Annotated in this window: 6 protein-coding genes; all 6 read left to right on the plus strand. The window is 61.7% G+C overall.

Annotation, left to right across the window (positions count from 1 at the left end; translation table 11 throughout):
• The 6 genes from pgaB to AOA59_RS33395 all read left to right on the plus strand — a co-directional run bounded on the left by pgaB (nt 1) and on the right by AOA59_RS33395 (nt 16,708).
• Nucleotides 1–1,998: a poly-beta-1,6-N-acetyl-D-glucosamine N-deacetylase PgaB gene (pgaB, locus tag AOA59_RS00400; protein WP_099485442.1), complete on the plus strand. Its 1,998-nt coding sequence runs from the start codon at nt 1–3 to the stop codon at nt 1,996–1,998.
• 2 nt (nt 1,999–2,000) lie between these two features.
• On the plus strand, nt 2,001–3,341 hold the full coding sequence (gene pgaC / locus AOA59_RS00405) for a poly-beta-1,6-N-acetyl-D-glucosamine synthase (protein ID WP_099485444.1): 1,341 nt from the start codon (nt 2,001–2,003) through the stop codon (nt 3,339–3,341).
• A 2-nt stretch (nt 3,342–3,343) separates the two neighbouring features.
• The gene (gene pgaD, locus AOA59_RS00410; RefSeq protein WP_069786538.1) at nt 3,344–3,826 is read left to right on the plus strand and encodes a poly-beta-1,6-N-acetyl-D-glucosamine biosynthesis protein PgaD; all 483 of its coding nucleotides are present in this window, start codon (nt 3,344–3,346) and stop codon (nt 3,824–3,826) included.
• Nucleotides 3,827–4,300: 474 nt separating this feature from the next.
• A complete protein-coding gene (locus tag AOA59_RS00415) occupies nt 4,301–6,025 on the plus strand; it encodes a ShlB/FhaC/HecB family hemolysin secretion/activation protein (protein WP_069786539.1) in 1,725 nt (574 codons plus the stop codon).
• 31 nt (nt 6,026–6,056) lie between these two features.
• Nucleotides 6,057–16,442: a hemagglutinin repeat-containing protein gene (locus AOA59_RS33045; RefSeq protein WP_256592995.1), complete on the plus strand. Its 10,386-nt coding sequence runs from the start codon at nt 6,057–6,059 to the stop codon at nt 16,440–16,442.
• Between the two features lie 53 nt (nt 16,443–16,495).
• Nucleotides 16,496–16,708 (plus strand): hypothetical protein, encoded by a 213-nt coding sequence (locus AOA59_RS33395; protein WP_371919048.1) that lies wholly within the window; start codon nt 16,496–16,498, stop codon nt 16,706–16,708.
• Nucleotides 16,709–16,810 lie beyond the last annotated feature (102 nt).

Here is a 16,810-nt window from a genome sequence, read left to right on the forward strand (position 1 = left end):
ATGACCGTCCTTTGCCGTTGTTTGTTGGTCCTGGGTGTAATGCTGGCCAGTGCCTGCGCCCAGCAACCCGCGCCCTTCACTCCACCCGCCGATCGGCCGATAGCGGCCAACGAAGCGCCGTGGCCGAAAAACCATTTCCTGGGCATTGCCTACCACGACGTCGAGGATCGCGACCCCGACCAGGCGGTGGTGGCGGTGCGCACCGAGCGCTTGATCGAACAGCTGGCGTGGTTGCGCGAGAATGGCTACCAGGCGGTCAGCGTCGACCAGATCCTGGCGGCACGCAACGGCGGCCCCGAGTTGCCGCCCAAAGCCATCATGCTCAGCTTCGATGACGGCTATTCGAGCTTCTATACCCGCGTGATGCCGATTCTGCGCGCCTATCACTGGCCTGCCTTGCTGGCGCCGGTGGGGTATTGGATCGATACGCCGCTCAACCAACCGGTGGACTTCGCCGGCTCGCCGCGCCCACGTGGGGAATTCCTCACCTGGCAGCAGATTCGTGAAGTGTCGCAGTCGGGCCTGGTGGAAATCGCCGCGCACACCGACAACAACCACAAAGGGATTTTGGCCAACCCCCAGGGCAACCTCGAGCCGGCGGCGACCAGCCTGCGCTTTGACCCGGCCACCGGGCGTTATGAAGACCAGGCCAAATTCGATGCACGCATGCGGGCTGATGTCGCGGCGATCACCAACAAGATCCGCAGCGTAACCGGCAAGGCGCCTCGGGTGTGGGTGTGGCCTTACGGCGCCGCCAAAGGCACCGCGCTGGCGATTGTCGGCGAGCAGGGCTACAAGATGGCGCTGACTCTGGAAGACGGCCTCGACAGCCTCGGCAACCTGATGAACAGCCCGCGCTTTCTGGTGGCCTCGGACCCGGACGGCGAGCATTTCGCCAACAGCATGGTGGCCGTGCAAACCCAGGCACCGCTGCGCGTGCTGCACGTGGACCTCGACAACGTTTACGACCCGGACCTTGCCCAACAAGCGCGTAACCTCGACCAGCTTGTGCAACGTGTGGTCGACATGGGTGCGGGCACCGTGTTCCTGCAAGCCTTCGCCGACCCCAAGGGCGACGGCCTGGTGCATTCGCTGTACTTCCCCAACCGCCATTTGCCGGTGCGCGCCGACCTGTTCAACCGCGTCGCCTGGCAGTTGCGCACCCGTGCCCATGCCAGCGTGTATGCCTGGATGCCGGTGCTGAGTTTCGCCCTCGACCCCAAGCTGCCGCGCGTGACCCGCTGGGACCCGCAGACCGGCCAGGTCGGCACCGACCCGGACCAATACAAGCGCTTGTCGCCGTTCGACCCGCAGGTGCGCAAGATCATCGGCGAGATTTATGAAGACCTGGCCCGCAACAATGCCATCGACGGTGTGCTGTACCACGACGACGCCGTGCTGTCTGACTTCGAAGACGCCGGCCCCGCCGCGCTCAAGGCTTATGCCGCCAACGGCCTGCCGGGCAGCATCGCGGCGCTGCGTGCAGACCCTGCCGTGATGCAACGCTGGACGCGCTTCAAGAGCCGCTACCTGATCGACTTCACCCACGAGCTGACCGCCAAGGTCCGCGCCATCGGTGGCCCGCAGGTGCAGACCGCACGCAATATCTTTGCCGAGCCGATGCTCAACCCGGCCAGCGAAGCCTGGTTTGCGCAGAACCTCGATGACTTCCTCCAGGCCTACGACTGGACCGCGCCCATGGCCATGCCGTTGATGGAAGGCCAGGAGCTGAATACCTCCAACGCCTGGCTGGAAAAACTCGTCGCCACGGTCAAGGCGCGTCCCGGCGCGCTGGATAAAACCGTGTTCGAACTGCAAGCCAAAGATTGGCGGACCAAAGCGGCACCCGATATCAATGGCGCGCAAATGGCCGAGTGGATGGGCGTGCTCAAACGCCAGGGGGTCAAGAGCTTCGGCTACTACCCGGATAACTTCCTGGAAAACTCGCCGGACTTGAAGACAGTTCGTCCGGCCCTTTCCAACCAGTGGAACCCTTGATCATGTTTGACAGAATCCTGGCTCTATTCGTGTTGGCGCTGGTACTGGGCGTGCCCCTGGGCCTGATCTTCCTGGTCACCGGGCAGTTCCTGATGGGCTTCGTGTTTTTCTACCCGCTGTTCATGTCGGCGCTGTGGATCGCCGGCGGGCTGTACTTCTGGCTGCACTGGGAGCGGCATTGGCCGTGGAAGGAAGACACGCCGGCGCCGACCCTGGCCGGCAACCCGCTGATCTCGATCATCATCCCTTGCTACAACGAGGGTGATAACGCCGCCGACACCATTCACGCCGCACTCGGCCAGCTGTACCCGAACGTTGAAGTCATCGCGGTCAACGACGGTTCCAGCGACAACACCGCCGCCGTGCTTGATGCCCTGGCCCTGGAAAACCCGCGCCTGCGCGTGTTGCACCTGGCGCAGAACCAGGGCAAGGCCGTGGCCTTGCGCATGGGCGCCGTGGCGGCGCGCAGTGAGTACCTGGTGTGCATCGACGGCGATGCCTTGCTCGACAAAAACGCAGCGGCCTACATGGTCGCGCCGATGCTCGACAACCCGCGCCTGGGCGCCGTGACCGGCAACCCGCGCATCCGCACGCGTTCGACCTTGATCGGCCGGGTGCAGGTGGGCGAGTTCTCCTCGATCATCGGCTTGATCAAACGCACCCAGCGCGTGTTCGGGCGGATCTTCACGGTGTCGGGTGTGGTGGTGGCGTTTCGCAAGAAAGCGCTGGACCGCATCGACTACTGGTCCACCGACATGATCACCGAAGACATCGACGTGAGTTGGAAGCTGCAACTGGACCACTGGGCGATCTTCTACGAGCCCCGTGCCCTGTGCTGGATCCTCATGCCCGAAACCGTTGGCGGCTTGTGGAAACAGCGCCTGCGCTGGGCCCAGGGCGGCGCCGAGGTGCTGTTCAAGAACATCCGTGGCATCTGGCAATGGCGCCATCGCTACCTGTGGCCACTGTTGTTCGAATACTGCCTGTCCACCGGCTGGGCCTTTACCTTCCTGCTGTCGGTGATCTTCTGGGGCGTGGGCAAGTTCGTGGTACTGCCGCAGGCGATTGCCGTGGACTCCCTGGTGCCACCGGCCTTTACCGGCCTCGTACTGGCGATGGTGTGCCTGCTGCAATTTGCGGTGAGCATCCTGATCGACCGGCGCTATGAAAAGGACCTGTGGAAAACCCTGTTCTGGACCGTGTGGTACCCGATGGTGTTCTGGCTGGTCAGCCTGTTCACCACCCTGGTCAGTTTTCCCAAAGTGCTGTTCAACCAGCACCAGAAACGCGCGCGTTGGGTCAGCCCGGACCGCGGCATCAAACCCACTCAAGAGGAGGCGTGATCATGAAGCTGGTCAGAACTCGCCAGAACACCGTGATGTGGATCATCGACGTGCTGCTGACGCTGCTGGCGTGGGGCGGGCTGATCTGGCTGCTCGCGCGTGGCATCGGCGCCATGCTCGAAACCCATGGAGGCCCGCGTATCGAGGCGCCAATTTTCGCCGCGCTTAATACCTTGCAGATCTACCTGTGGATCGCCTTGTTCAACGCGGTGATCCTGATCACTTGGGCGCGCTATCAACAACGCCGTGGGCGCAAATTCGCCCAGCGCCGCGCCGAGGCCAATGCGCTGAGCGACAAGCACCTGAGTGAGAGTTTCAATTTGGGCGACGGCCACCTGGAGCAGTTTCGCAAGCCGGGCGTGCTGGTGATCCACAACGACGAAGACGGCGGTGTGGAAGACGTGAAGGCCCATGTGTCCCGCGACGTGGAGCGCCCCGGCCTGACCCTGGTGCCCGGCGCGGAAAAAGGCCAAGACGCCGGCTAGAAATTCCGCAGGCCCCTAGAAGATCGTTCCCACGCTCCGCGTGGGAATGCATCCCGTGACGCTCCGCGTCACCTAGTGCTGATGTCACCGGGACGCGGAGCGTCCGAGGCGGCATTCCCACGCAGAGCGTGGGAACGATCCCATCTGCGTCGCCTGGAATTCCGATAAATGGGATCCAACTCACAAAACAGCCGCGAACTTTTCGTCATTCCCCTGCACTAACCTAACTCGGCAACTAGTTGATGGCTAAATAATGGCATTTGCTCGAATGTTTGCCGAATGACTATCAAAAGAGTTGCCGCTGGTCGGAATAAAAGTTCTAACGACTGCCGCTATCTCTTTTTGATAATTCTTTGTTGTTAATAATCAATGTGTTGCGGATGTAATAAGTACGAATGTGCAACTGTCCCGGTTTCTTGGGCCAGCGCTAGTTCGATGGTAGTTTGCCGCCCCTTGATAATCGATGGATCGAACATGTCTTTTTTATTGCCACGGACTCGGTACTTGTTGTGCACTTTCATGCTCGCCTGCCTGAGCCTGAACACGGCCATCGCCGCCCCCACGCCTGGGGATCAAGACCTGATCCGCGATCGGCAGAACCGCCTGCTCGAAGAGCAAAGCCGGCGCCTGCAAGAGCTGCAGGACCTGCCCGGCAAAGAGGCCAAGCCCCGGGCCCCGGCCACGCCTGCCGACACGCGCTGCTTCCCGATCAAAGACATCGAACTCAAAGGCGCCGACAGCCTGGCTGCCGGCGACCGCACGCTGCTGCTCAAACCTTATATAGGCCAATGCCTGGGCGTTTCGCAGCTCAATGAACTGCTCAAGGTCATTACCGACTATTACATCGCCAAAGGCCGCGTTACCAGCCGCGCCTACTTGCCGCAACAAGACCTCTCCAGTGGCCATCTGCAGGTGTTGGTGGTCGAAGGCAAACTTGAAGCCGTAAGAAGCGCCGAAGGCAGCAATGTCACCGACCGCGAACTGGCCATGGCCTTTCCCGGCAAGGTCGGCGAGGCGCTGAACCTACGCGAAGTCGAGCAACTGGTGGACCAGCTCAACCGGTTGCCGTCCAAGCAGGCGCAAATGGAACTGACGCCCGGCAAACAAGTGGGCGGCAGCGACGTGGTGGTCAAGAACACCCCGCAAAAGCCCTGGCGCGCCAGCCTGTCGCGCAACAACGACGGGCAACGCAGCACCGGCGAGCAGCAATGGGGCGCGGGCCTGGAGTGGGACAGCCCGCTCGGCCTGGCTGACCAACTGGTTTTGCGCGGTGGCCATGACGCCATCAGCGACCACCAGAAAACCTCGAAAAACGCCCTGCTCTATTACAACGTGCCGTGGGGCTGGTGGAACTTCACTTACACCTACAGCGAGAGCGATTATCGTGCGCTGGGTTACACCGACACTTTCAAGTTCAAGCAGTCGGGCGACAGCCAAAACCACCAGTTGCGCGCCGAACGTGTGATCCACCGCGATGACGTCAGCAAAACCTCGCTCAACGTCGGTCTGGCTCACCTGCGCACCAACAACTACATCAACGACGCCCAGCTCGAAATCAGCAGCAACCGCCTCAGTGAGTTGCAGTTTGGTATCAACCACGGCCGACGCATCGGCAATGCCTTCGTCAACATCGACCTCGGCGTACAGAACGGCATTGGCGCCTTTGACGCCCAGCGCGACGACCAGCACCGTGACCAGTTCGGCAACCTCACGCCGACCCCGGATTACCGCAAGTACACTGCCACCGTCAGCTATTTGCAGCCGTTTCGCCTGTGGGGCGAGTCGTTCAGCTTCACCAGCCTGGCCACCGGGCAACGCAGTGAAGACGTGCTGTTCTCGCCGCAACGCATCAGCCTCGGCGGCTCGTCGTCGGTGCGCGGTTTCAAGGACCAGCAACTGTCTGGCGACAGCGGCGGCTACTGGCGCAACGAAGTGCGCTGGGCCCGCCCGGTCACCCTCGAATGGCTGCGCCCGGCCTTTGCGGAATACGGCACCAGCCTCGGTTACGACCAGGGCGTGATCCGCAACGACCGTTACAACGGCGACAACCACGGCCGCGTTTCAAGCAACTCCGTGGAACTGTTCGCCCGTGGCAAATACGTCAGCACCAGCGTGACCTTTGCCCATTCGTTAGAAAGACCCGCAGTGGTGACGGAGCGCGAAGCGCCGATCTACTTCCGCATGGATTTCTTCCTGTAATTCAACGCCCCGCTGCAACGAGAATTTGACCATGGATGTTCGCCACTTTGCCTTTCTGGCCCGCCAACCTTCTGCTGCCTTGAAGCGCCGCGACGCGTTCTTCGGCCTGCCCAAGCGCGGGCTGGTGCTGATCCTGGTCAACGCGCTGTTCTGGCAGCCGTTGCTGGCCCAGGCCGAAGGCATTGTGGTGAGCAACCCGGCCACCAGCGTCGGCCAGGCGGGCAATGGCGTGCCGGTGGTGAACATCGCCACCCCTAATGGCAGTGGCTTGTCCCACAACCAGTTCAAGGACTACAACGTCGGCCCCAACGGCGTGATCCTCAACAACGCCACGGGCGCGGTGACCAACACCCAGCTGGGCGGTTACATCGTCGGCAACCCCAACCTCAAGGGCGGCGCGGCGAACGTCATCCTCAACGAAGTCAACGGCGGCAGCCCGAGCCAACTGCGTGGTTACACCGAAGTGGCGGGGCAGTCGGCCAAGGTGATCGTCGCCAACCCTTACGGCATCACGTGCAGCGGTTGCGGGTTTATCAATACGCCCAACGTGACCCTGACCACCGGCAAGCCGATGATGGACAACGTCGGTCGCCTGGACCACTACCAGGTGGACGGCGGCGCCGTGACCATCGACGGCGAAGGCCTGAACGCCAGCAACGTCGACCGCTTCGAAATCATCACCCGCTCGGCCAAGATCAACGCACAGATCAACGCCCGTGAGCTGGCCGTGGTCGCCGGGCGCAACGACGTCGACGCCAAAAGCCTCAAAACCACTGTGCGGGCCGACGACGGCAGCGCCAAACCCGAGCTGGCCATCGACTCCAGCGCCTTGGGCGGCATGTACGCCGGTGCAATCAAACTGGTGGGCACCGAAGCCGGTGTGGGTGTGAAGCTCGACGGCACGTTGGCGGCCAGTGGTGGTGATATCCAACTCGATGCCAATGGGCATTTGAGCCTGGCGCAAACTGCCGCCAGCGGCGCGGTCAACATCAACGCCGCAAGCCTGGACGCCAAAGGGCCGGTGTATGCCGGTACCGCCCTTAACGTGAACACCCAGGGCGACCTTACCAACCGCCAGAGTCTGGCTGCCCGTGACCGCATTGCGCTGTCCAGCGGCGGCACGCTGACCAACGGCGACATCATTGAAGCCGGCGTCAACGCCGACAACACTCGCAACGCCACGGGCGACGTGAGCCTGCGCGGCAAGGCCGTCACCAACACCGGCGCCAGTGTGATTGCCAGCCGCGCGTTGAACGTGGATGCCCAAGCGCTGAACAACCAGGGCGGCACACTGGGTGCCAAACAGCACACCCAAATTACCGCCACCACAGTCGACAACCAAAACAAAGGCCGTATTCTCAGCAACGGCGGCCTGGCTATCACGGCCGATCGCCTGCAGAACACCCAAGGTGGGTTGGTTACCAGTGACGGGCCGCTGACCGCCGTGGTCGGTGAGGTGCATAACCAGGGCGGTGAACTCTCAAGCCTCGACACCGCAGCGCTGACGGTCGCGACCCTCGATAACGTCGCAGGCCTCATTACGGCGGGCAATGCGCTGAGCCTCAACATCGGCAGCCTCAACAACCAAGCCGGGTTGGTCACCAGCCAAGGCACGGTGAGCGTGGCCGGTAATAGCCTCGACAACCGCCAAAAAGGTTTGGTCGCAGGCGTTGGCGGTGTGCAGGTCAATCTCGTCAACATCGACAACCGCAACGGCGAGCTGTCCAGCCGTTCGGGCGTGGTGGTGACGGCTACGCAACTGGATAATAGCGACGGCGGGCTGGTCGTGGCCGGTGGCGGTGCAGTCCTGAATGTCGATCAGTTGCTCAATCGCAACCAGGGCCTGATCAGCAGCGAAGGGCTGCTGAGCGTTTCGGCGCGCACCCTGGCCAACAACGCCGGTACGCTGTCCAGCGCCGGCCCGCTGACGCTCAGCGCACTTGGCGCAGTGGACAACCGAGGCGGGCGCCTGGTCACCGATGGCAGCCTGATCCTCAACGCCGCCAGCGTCGACAACAGCCAAAACGGCACCCTGAGTGCGCGCCAGGCCCTGTCCCTCGGCACCGCCGACCTCAACAACCAGCAAGGCGGCCAGATCACCAGCGCCGAGGCCCTGACCCTGGACCTCAACCGTGGCGAGTTCAACAACCAGAACGGCCTGATCAATGCGCCGCTGTTGATGCTCAACAACCTCAAGAACGTGCATAACCAGGGCGGCGAAATCTCCAGCAGCCAGGCGTTCACACTCACCGCCGACAACCTGGACAACAGCAGCGGCAAACTGCTGAGCAACGCCGCGCTAAGCCTGCGCATCGGCCAGGCCCTGGCCAACGTCAAGGGCATGATTGCCGCCGCCTCGGTTGACGCCCAGGCCACCGACCTCGACAACAGTGGCGGCACCCTCACCAGCCGTGGCGACACGCTGCTCAACGTGGCTGGCCGCCTGACCAACCGCGACCAGGGCCTGCTCAACGCCAGCAATACACTGACGCTCAACAGCGCGGCGCTGGACAACCAGAACGGCTCGCTGCTGGGCAGCGCGATTGCCCTGGACTTCGGCACCGCCACCGGCGACCTGAACAACACCGGTGGCCTGATCACCACCGCCGGCAACCTCTCCATCAACCACCTGCGTGACCTCGGCAACCAGGGTGGCGAACTCTCCAGCGCGCAAACCCTGAACCTCAGCGGCCGCACGTTGAACAACAGCAACGGCAAGCTGATCAGCAATAACCTGCTGGTGCTCAATGCCGACAACCTGATCAACCAGAATGGCCTGATGTCCGGCTGGCAGGGCCTCACCGTCAGCGGAGCGAACCTGGACAACCGCAACGGCGGCACCTTGTCCAGCCGATACGGCGACCTTAACGCCACGCTGACCGCCAACCTGCTCAACAGCGCAGGCGGGGCACTGGTGAGCCAGAAAGCGCTGACCGTTAATGCCGGCGAACTGGACAACAGCAACAAAGGCGTACTCTCCAGCGCGGCCGGGCAGACGCTTACCGTCGGCGGCTTGCTCAACAACGCCCAGGGCGGCGTGATCGACAGCGGCGCGGCCCTGAGCCTGACTACGCAAAACCTGGACAACAGCGCCGGCAGCATCAGTGGCGGCACCGCCACCACCCTCGACCTGCTCGCGACCCTGACCAACACCAACGGTAAACTGGCCAGCGGCGGCCCGCTGCTGATCAGCCGCGCGGCGCAGATCAACAACCAGGGCGGCCAGATCGCCAGCCAAGGCCTGTTGACCCTGCTGACCGGCGGCCTGGATAACCGCAACCGTGGCACCCTGGCCGCCAACGACCGCTTGAGCCTCACCGCCAGCGGCCTGGTACAGAACGGCAACGACGGTTTGATCTACAGCCAGAACGCCGACCTCCTGCTCACCGCCAACCGCTTGGACAATGGCAAAGGCACCGTGCAAAGCCAGGGCGGCATGACCGCCAACGTGGCCGACACGCTGGATAACCAGAGCGGCAAACTGATCGCCCAGGCCGGCGACCTGAATATCAACGCAGCCAGCCTCGACAACCGTGGCGGCACCCTCGCCAGCCTCAAGGCCGCACTGCAAGCCCAAGTGGTCGGCGTGCTGCGCAACGGTTACGACCTCAACAACAACCGCCAGGGCGGCGTGATGCAGGGGCAAAGCCTCAACCTGCAAGCCGGCAGCGTGGACAACTACGGCGGTCGCATCGCGGCGCAGGGCGGCAACGCACTGGTCACCACCGGCAACTTCGACAACCGCAACGGCGGGCTGTATGCCAAGGGCCTGATGCGCGTGGTTGGACATGACTTCGATAACAGCGGCGACAACGACGGCCAGATTGCCGGCCAACAGATCGACCTGGACCTGAGCGGCGCACTCAACAACCGCCTGGGCGTCATCGAAAGCGAAAGCACCCTGAAGGTGCGCGCGGCCAGCCTCGATAACCAGACCGGGCGCCTACGTGCGCTGGGTACGGCGGGCACCACCGAATTTGCCATCGGTGGCCTGTTCGACAACCGCAACGGCGTGGTGGAAACCGCCAACAACGACCTGACCCTCAACGCCGGTAGCTTCCAGAACCTGGGCGGCAACGTACTGCACGTGGGCACCGGTAATTTCGGCATTGCCCCGGCCAACCTCAACGACGTGGGCGGCAGCCTGGTCACCCGTGGCGACCTGACCATCACCCAGGGCAACTGGACCAACAGCAGCGTGATCCAGGCCGGGCAACTCACGGTCAACGTCGACAACCTCGACCAGACCGCCACCGGCCAACTGCTCGGTGCCCGACGCTTTATCGGCAACGGCGCCAACTGGACCACCCACGGCCTGATCGCCAGCGACGGCGCGCTCGACCTGACCTTGAGCGGCGGGTTGAACAGTACCGGGCGCATCAGCAGCCTGGGCAACCTCAACCTCAGCGCCGCACAGGCCAACTTGAGCGACACAGCCAGCATTGCCGGCGGCGGCGTCACCACCGCCAACATCGCCGGCACACTCAACAACCGCGGGCGCCTCACCGCCGCTACCGACCTGGTGGTCAACGCCGGCACACTCAACAACTACGCGACCCTGGGCAGCGGCCAGCGACTGGTCGCCACCACCGGCGCCTTGCTCAATGACCACGGCCTGATCTTCAGCGGCGGCGACATGAGCCTGCGTGTGGACGCGCTGAACAACAGCTACGCCGACGTCTACAGCCTGGGCAACCTCAGCGTCGACCGTGACGGCAAGGGCGGCCTGGCCAGCAGCATCCTCAACAGCTCATCCACGATTCAGAGTGACGGCAACCTCAGCCTGTCCGCCAACTCGATCAAAAACCAGCGGGCGGTACTCGACGTCAACGATGCGGGCGTCTACACCGCCTCGGCCACCGAAGGCACGTGCATCAAATACGTTAACGCCGGTGACTGCAAAGCCGGCGGCACGCCACGTAACTACGTGTGGGAGTTGGTGACCCGCGACAAACTGGAAGTCACTGCTGCCAGTGCCGGTTCAAGCATCACCGCCGGCGGCAACATGACCCTGGCCGGTGGCGACCTGCTCAACAGCAGCAGCTCAATCGCGGCCGGCGGTAACTTCACCGCGCGCCTGAACAACCTGGTCAACACCGGCATCGAAACCGGCGAGACCGAGACCTATCGTCTTTTCACGTCAGAGCGCACCAAGCACCCTGAAGGTTGGTTCGGCGCCGCCGCCGCACTCACCAACAAATACTGGTACAAAAGCGCCGGTTACAACCCCAATGACCTCGGCGGCCTTGAAGCCACCGTGGCCAACTTCATCGGCATGATGGAGATCGAGCGCACCCAGTTTGGCAAGGTCACCAAAATCGCCAGCGATGACCAACGTTACGCTGCCGTGATTCAGGCCGGCGGCACGGTAGACGTCAAGGCACAAGCCGGTATCGACAACAGCGTGGTACGCCTGGGCTACAGCTACATCGGTGCGGGCGCCAAAACCACCACCGACGCCACCGGTGCCAGTGGCGCAGCCGGTTATTCCACCCGCGTCACCCTCAACCAGCAACTGCCGCCGGACCTGGCCCAACAGCAGATCAACCCGCTGAGCCTGCCCGGCTTCACGTTGCCAACCGGCCAGGGCGGGCTGTTCCGCCTCAGTGGCCAAAGCGCCAGCGCGCCAGCCAGCACCGGCCCGCAAGGCTGGACCCTGGGCGGCGGCAGCGTCGACCGCACGCCGGTCACCGGCCCGGTCGTACCCGGCAGCGGCACCTCGGCCGACGGCGTGGTGATCAACCGCGTGCAAGGCCTGCCAGACAGCCAGTTCGCCTCCAACCCACAGAAATACCTGATCGAAACCAACCCGCTGCTGACCAACCTCAGCCAGTTCTTAAGCTCCGATTACATGCTGTCCAAACTGGGCTACGACCCGGACCAGGCACAAAAGCGCCTGGGTGACGGCCTGTATGAACAGCGCCTGATCCAGCAAGCCGTGATCGCCCGCACCGGCCAGCGCTTCATCGATGGCCAGACCAGCGACACAGCAATGTTCAAGTACCTGATGGACAACGCCATCGGCACCAAACAGGCGCTAAACTTGGCCGTAGGCGTGAGCCTCACCGCCGAACAAGTCGCGGCCCTGACCCACGACATCGTGTGGATGGAAAACGCCACCGTCGCCGGCCAACAAGTGCTGGTGCCCGTGCTCTACCTGGCCCAGGCCAACAACCGCCTGGCGCCCAACGGCGCACTCATCACCGGCAGCGACCTGAACCTGGTCAGCGGCACCGACCTCAACAACGTCGGCACCCTGCGTGCCACCAATAACCTCGCCGCCAGCGCCGGGCGCAACATGGTTAACAGCGGCCTGGTGCAAGCGGGCAACCGCCTCGACCTGCTCGCCGGCAACACCCTCACCAACCGCGCCGGCGGCATCATCGCCGGGCGCGACGTCAGCGTGAGCGCAGTAAATGGCGATGTGCTCAACGAACGCACCGTCACCAGCCACCAGAGCAGCAGCGGCTACCGCACCGAGCGCACCGACTTCGTCGACAGCGCCGCCCGCATCGAAGCCGCCAACACCCTCACCCTGCAAGCCGGGCGCGACGTCAACAGCACCGGCGGCGCCTTCAAAAGCGGCGCCGACCTGGGCGTTCAAGCCGGGCGCGACGTAAGCCTGGCCACCGCCGAACAACGCAACGCCAATGCCGTCAGCACCTACATGCGCAGCAGCAGCGCAAACCAGTACGGCACTGTGATCGAGGCCGGGCGTGACTTCCAGGTGGTGGCTGCGCGGGACATCAGCGCCATCGGCAGCCAGTTGAATGCCACGCGTGATCTGGCGCTGGTAGCCAAGGGCAATGTGAACCTGGCGTCGGCGGCGAATGAACAGCATTCGGCGTTTAATTCCAAGAAGGTCACCAGCCAGGAAGACCACGTTCAGCAAGTGGGCACCTCGCTGGTGGCCGGTGAGAACCTCTCCCTGAGTGCCGGCAACGACCTCGTGGTCAGCGCCAGCCGTGCGAGTGCCGGCAAGGAAGCCTACCTGTACGCAGGCAATGACCTGGCGCTGAACGCCGCGCAAGACAGCGACTACAGCTATTACCGCAAAACCAAAACCAGCAAAGGGTTGCTGTCCAGCAGCCAGAAAACGCGCATCGACAGCAGTAACCAGATCAGCCAGCAGGGCTCTTCCATCAGCGCTGATACCGTGGTCGTGCGTGTTGGCCGTGACATCGGCACTACCGCCAGCGACGTGGTTTCCACCAACGCCACCAGCCTGATTGCCGGGCGCAATGTGGTGATTGATGGGGCCACGGAAACCTTTGAACAAAGCCATTCGTCCTCGACCAAAAAATCGGGCTTGATGAGCAGCGGCGGCATCGGCGTTACGTTGGGTTCAAGCAGCAACCAGAACACCTTCACCAGCAGCACCGAAACCACCCGGGCCAGCAACATCGGCAGTGTGCTGGGCAGCGTGGATATTCAGGCTGGCAAAGACCTGACCATTCGCGGCTCTGACGTGGTTGCTGGTAAGGACATCAGCCTGGTTGGGCAAAATGTCAGCATCCTGGCTTCCGAGAACAACAACCGTAGCGAGCAGACCTCCAAGAGCAAAACCAGTGGTTTGACCCTGGCGTTGTCCGGCACCGTGGGCAGTGCGGTGGACTCCGCTTATAAGACCGCCAAGCAAGCCAGGAACGAGGACGACGGCCGCCTCTCGGCGCTGCAGGGTGTGAAGGCGGGTTTAACGGGGGTGCAGGCGTGGCAAGCGGCGCAGCAGAACGGCGGCATGACCGGCGCTAACGCTTCGCAATTTGTGGGGATCAGCATCTCCCTGGGTTCGCAAAAATCCGATTCCAAACAGACCCAGGAGCAGACACTCAGCCAGGGCAGCAGCCTGACGGCCGGCAACAACATCACCATCGTGGCGGACGGTAACGGTACGCCTGGGGCCGCAGGTGATATCCATGTTCAAGGCAGCAAGCTTCAGGCCGGTAATGAGATGCGGCTGGCGGCGGAGCGCGATATTCGCCTGGAAGCTGCGGCGAATAACCAAAAACTTGATGGCAAAAATAGCAGCAGTGGTGGTGCGGTAGGTATCAGCCTAGGCGTGGGTTCCGAAGGCGGCGGCCTGAGCATTTTCGCCAATGCCAACAAAGGCACCGGTAACGAGAAGGGCACCGGAACCACCTGGACGGAAACAACCCTGGATGCGGGCAAACAGGTCAGCCTGATCAGCGGCCGAGACACCGCCCTGAAGGGCGCGCAGGTCAGCGCAGACAAAATTACCGCTACTGTGGGGCGCGACCTCACGCTGCAAAGTCTGCAAGACACCGATAACTACAAGTCCAAGCAGACGGACGTGAGTGGGGGCGTCAGCTTCGCCATCATCGGCACCGGTGGCAGTGCAAACCTGAGCATCAGTAAAAGCAAGATCGACTCCAAATACCAGAGTGTGCAGGAGCAAACCGGCCTGTTCGGCGGTAAGGGCGGCTACCAGATTGATGTGGGCAACCACACGCAACTCGATGGCAGCGTTATCGGCAGCACAGCCACGCCGGACAAAAACCGCCTGAGCACCGGCACGCTGGGATGGAGCGTTTTAAAGAACAAGGCTGAGTACACAAGCCAGTTGCAGAGCGCCAGTGTGAGCAGTGGCGCAAGCAGCGCGAACGCCTTCATCAGCAATATGCCCTCCGGCAGCTTGATCGCGTTCAATCATGGCGACAGTGACAGCGGCACCACGTCATCGGCCATTTCCAACGGCACCCTCGACATCCGCGACCCTGCTAAACAGCAGCAGGACGTTGCAACGCTGAGCCACGATGTTGAACACGCCAACGGCAGCATCAGCCCGATCTTTGATAAGGAAAAAGAGCAGAAGCGCCTGCGGCAGGTGCAGTTGATTGCGGATATTGGTACTCAGGCAGTAGACATTGTGCACACACAAGGCGAGCTCAACGCCAAAGAAGCGGGTCGCAAAGAGCTGGCCGCCAAAGGCAATGATCAGCCGACGAAGGAGCAGATCGCTGCCAGCGATGCCTATAAAAAAGTCATGGCTGACTACGGCGTGGGCGGTGACTATCCGCGTGTAGCCCAGGCCGTAACGGCGGCATTGCAAGGGCTGGTTGGGGGCGATATCGGTTCAGCCATTGCGGGCGCATCAGCACCGTACCTGGCGCAAGTCATCAAGAAAACTACCGGAGATGACACGGCACTCAACACCATGGCGCACGCTGTATTGGGTGCGGTGATAGCGCAGGCCCAGGGCAACTCAGCGTTGGCGGGCGGTGCCGGGGCTGCGACGGGCGAACTGATTGCCCACCAACTCTACCCAGGCACGGCAACGGCGGATCTTACGCAGGAGCAGAGAGAGACGGTTTCAGCGTTGTCTGGTTTGGCCGCAGGGCTAGCGGGTGGGATTGCTGGCGGTGACCTGAGCGGAGCAGTGACGGGCGCGCAGGCGGGGACTAATGCTGTTCAAAACAACTATCTGAGTAAGGAGCAGAAGGCTCAACGTGATGCAGAAATGGCAGTCTGCGCGGGTCTGGGATGCCGGACTGGAACTGCTACCAAGTGGATGGCAATCGACATCGCGCAGGACGCAAGTTTCACAGCAGGTACAGCCGCGGGAGCTGTGTTGGGGCTCAATGACGCCGTGGACAGTATCGTGCACACCGCCGGCAACCTTAAGGAAACTTATGCGGCGCTCAAAGCCGTGGTTGAAAGCGGTGGCGTTTGGGATTCAGTCAAGCAAACGTACATCGACCGCATAGATAACTTGCAAGCGCAGTTTGAACAAGCTGGGGCGAGTGGTTCCTTCCAGGCTGGGGTTGAAACTGGAAAGCTGTTGAGTGACATGGCGGGTGTTCTTGCTGGTGGCGGAGCGCTCGTGAAAGGCGGCGCCATGTTGGCGGAGAAGGTTGCGGCTAAGGTCGCCAAGGCCGAGTTGGAGGCGGTGGCAAAAGGATCGATACCGAATAACTTGAATTCGAGTAGTCATCTGACGGACGCAGAAACTGCGGGGCTAGTCGATAGAGGTGTCATACGGCCTACTTTAGGTATTCCTCGCGGTGAATACTCTGCCGTAAAACCAGGGCCACTTGCTGATGACCTAGCAGGAACGTTTTCTGGCGGCGTTTATAAAGAGGTTGTGCTACAAAATGATACTGTCCTATACCGTGCTGGTACTGCGGACAGAGAATTAGGGCAGTTTTTTAGTCAAGAGAAGCCTGACGGTGTTATCCAAACCCGCATTGATAAGGCGGTGTTGCCCGTGTGGCCGGGCGGTGCGAAGTCTCCCATTGATACTTCATTTGCAGTCAGAATTCCCGCTGGAACGAAAGTCTATGTCGGTAAAGTAGGTGTTCAGGAAGGTTTTTATATGGGAGGAACAGAGCAGATAGTAGTAGTTAAACCTTGGTCGATTGAAGGAGTAAAGGTTTTGGAAGCGAGGCCGTTAAAATGAATAAGTATGAGAGTGCTGTACTGGTACTTGAGGAGATGGCTAACTTGCTCGATATGGCGGGAATTCGAGACTGGGCCGAAGGCCTGCGACGAGTCGGTAGCTATAGTGAGTCTGAAGCGACTGTTTTGTATAGTGCGGTACTAAGGATGTATGGTGGTAGTGGTTCCTTAAGCGATATTGTGCTTTATCACGATGGTAAGCTTCTAAAGGCAGAGAATGACAGATTTGATGAGTTGCGCTCTAAGTTGTATCTAATTTGCCGCTGAGTAGAGAAAAGAGAAATAGGGGTCTGACCCTGAGGAATCCCCGATTTTTCTTACGAAAAATCAAGAAGTTGGAATTATTGAAGAAGCCTGCATGAGTCGGCA

The sequence above is a fragment of the Pseudomonas sp. 2822-15 genome (genome assembly GCF_002742515.1).
Taxonomy (GTDB): Bacteria; Pseudomonadota; Gammaproteobacteria; order Pseudomonadales; family Pseudomonadaceae; genus Aquipseudomonas; species Aquipseudomonas salomonii.

Excerpts from the sequence above, each read along its gene's own strand:
- pgaB (WP_099485442.1), top strand. The coding sequence starts at position 1 with ATGACCGTCCTTTGCCGTTGTTTGTTGGTCCTGGGTGTAATGCTGGCC.
- AOA59_RS33395 (WP_371919048.1), top strand. The coding sequence starts at position 16,496 with ATGGCGGGAATTCGAGACTGGGCCGAAGGCCTGCGACGAGTCGGTAGC.
- pgaC (WP_099485444.1), top strand. The coding sequence starts at position 2,001 with ATGTTTGACAGAATCCTGGCTCTATTCGTGTTGGCGCTGGTACTGGGC.
- pgaD (WP_069786538.1), top strand. The coding sequence starts at position 3,344 with ATGAAGCTGGTCAGAACTCGCCAGAACACCGTGATGTGGATCATCGAC.
- AOA59_RS33045 (WP_256592995.1), top strand. The coding sequence starts at position 6,057 with ATGGATGTTCGCCACTTTGCCTTTCTGGCCCGCCAACCTTCTGCTGCC.
- AOA59_RS00415 (WP_069786539.1), top strand. The coding sequence starts at position 4,301 with ATGTCTTTTTTATTGCCACGGACTCGGTACTTGTTGTGCACTTTCATG.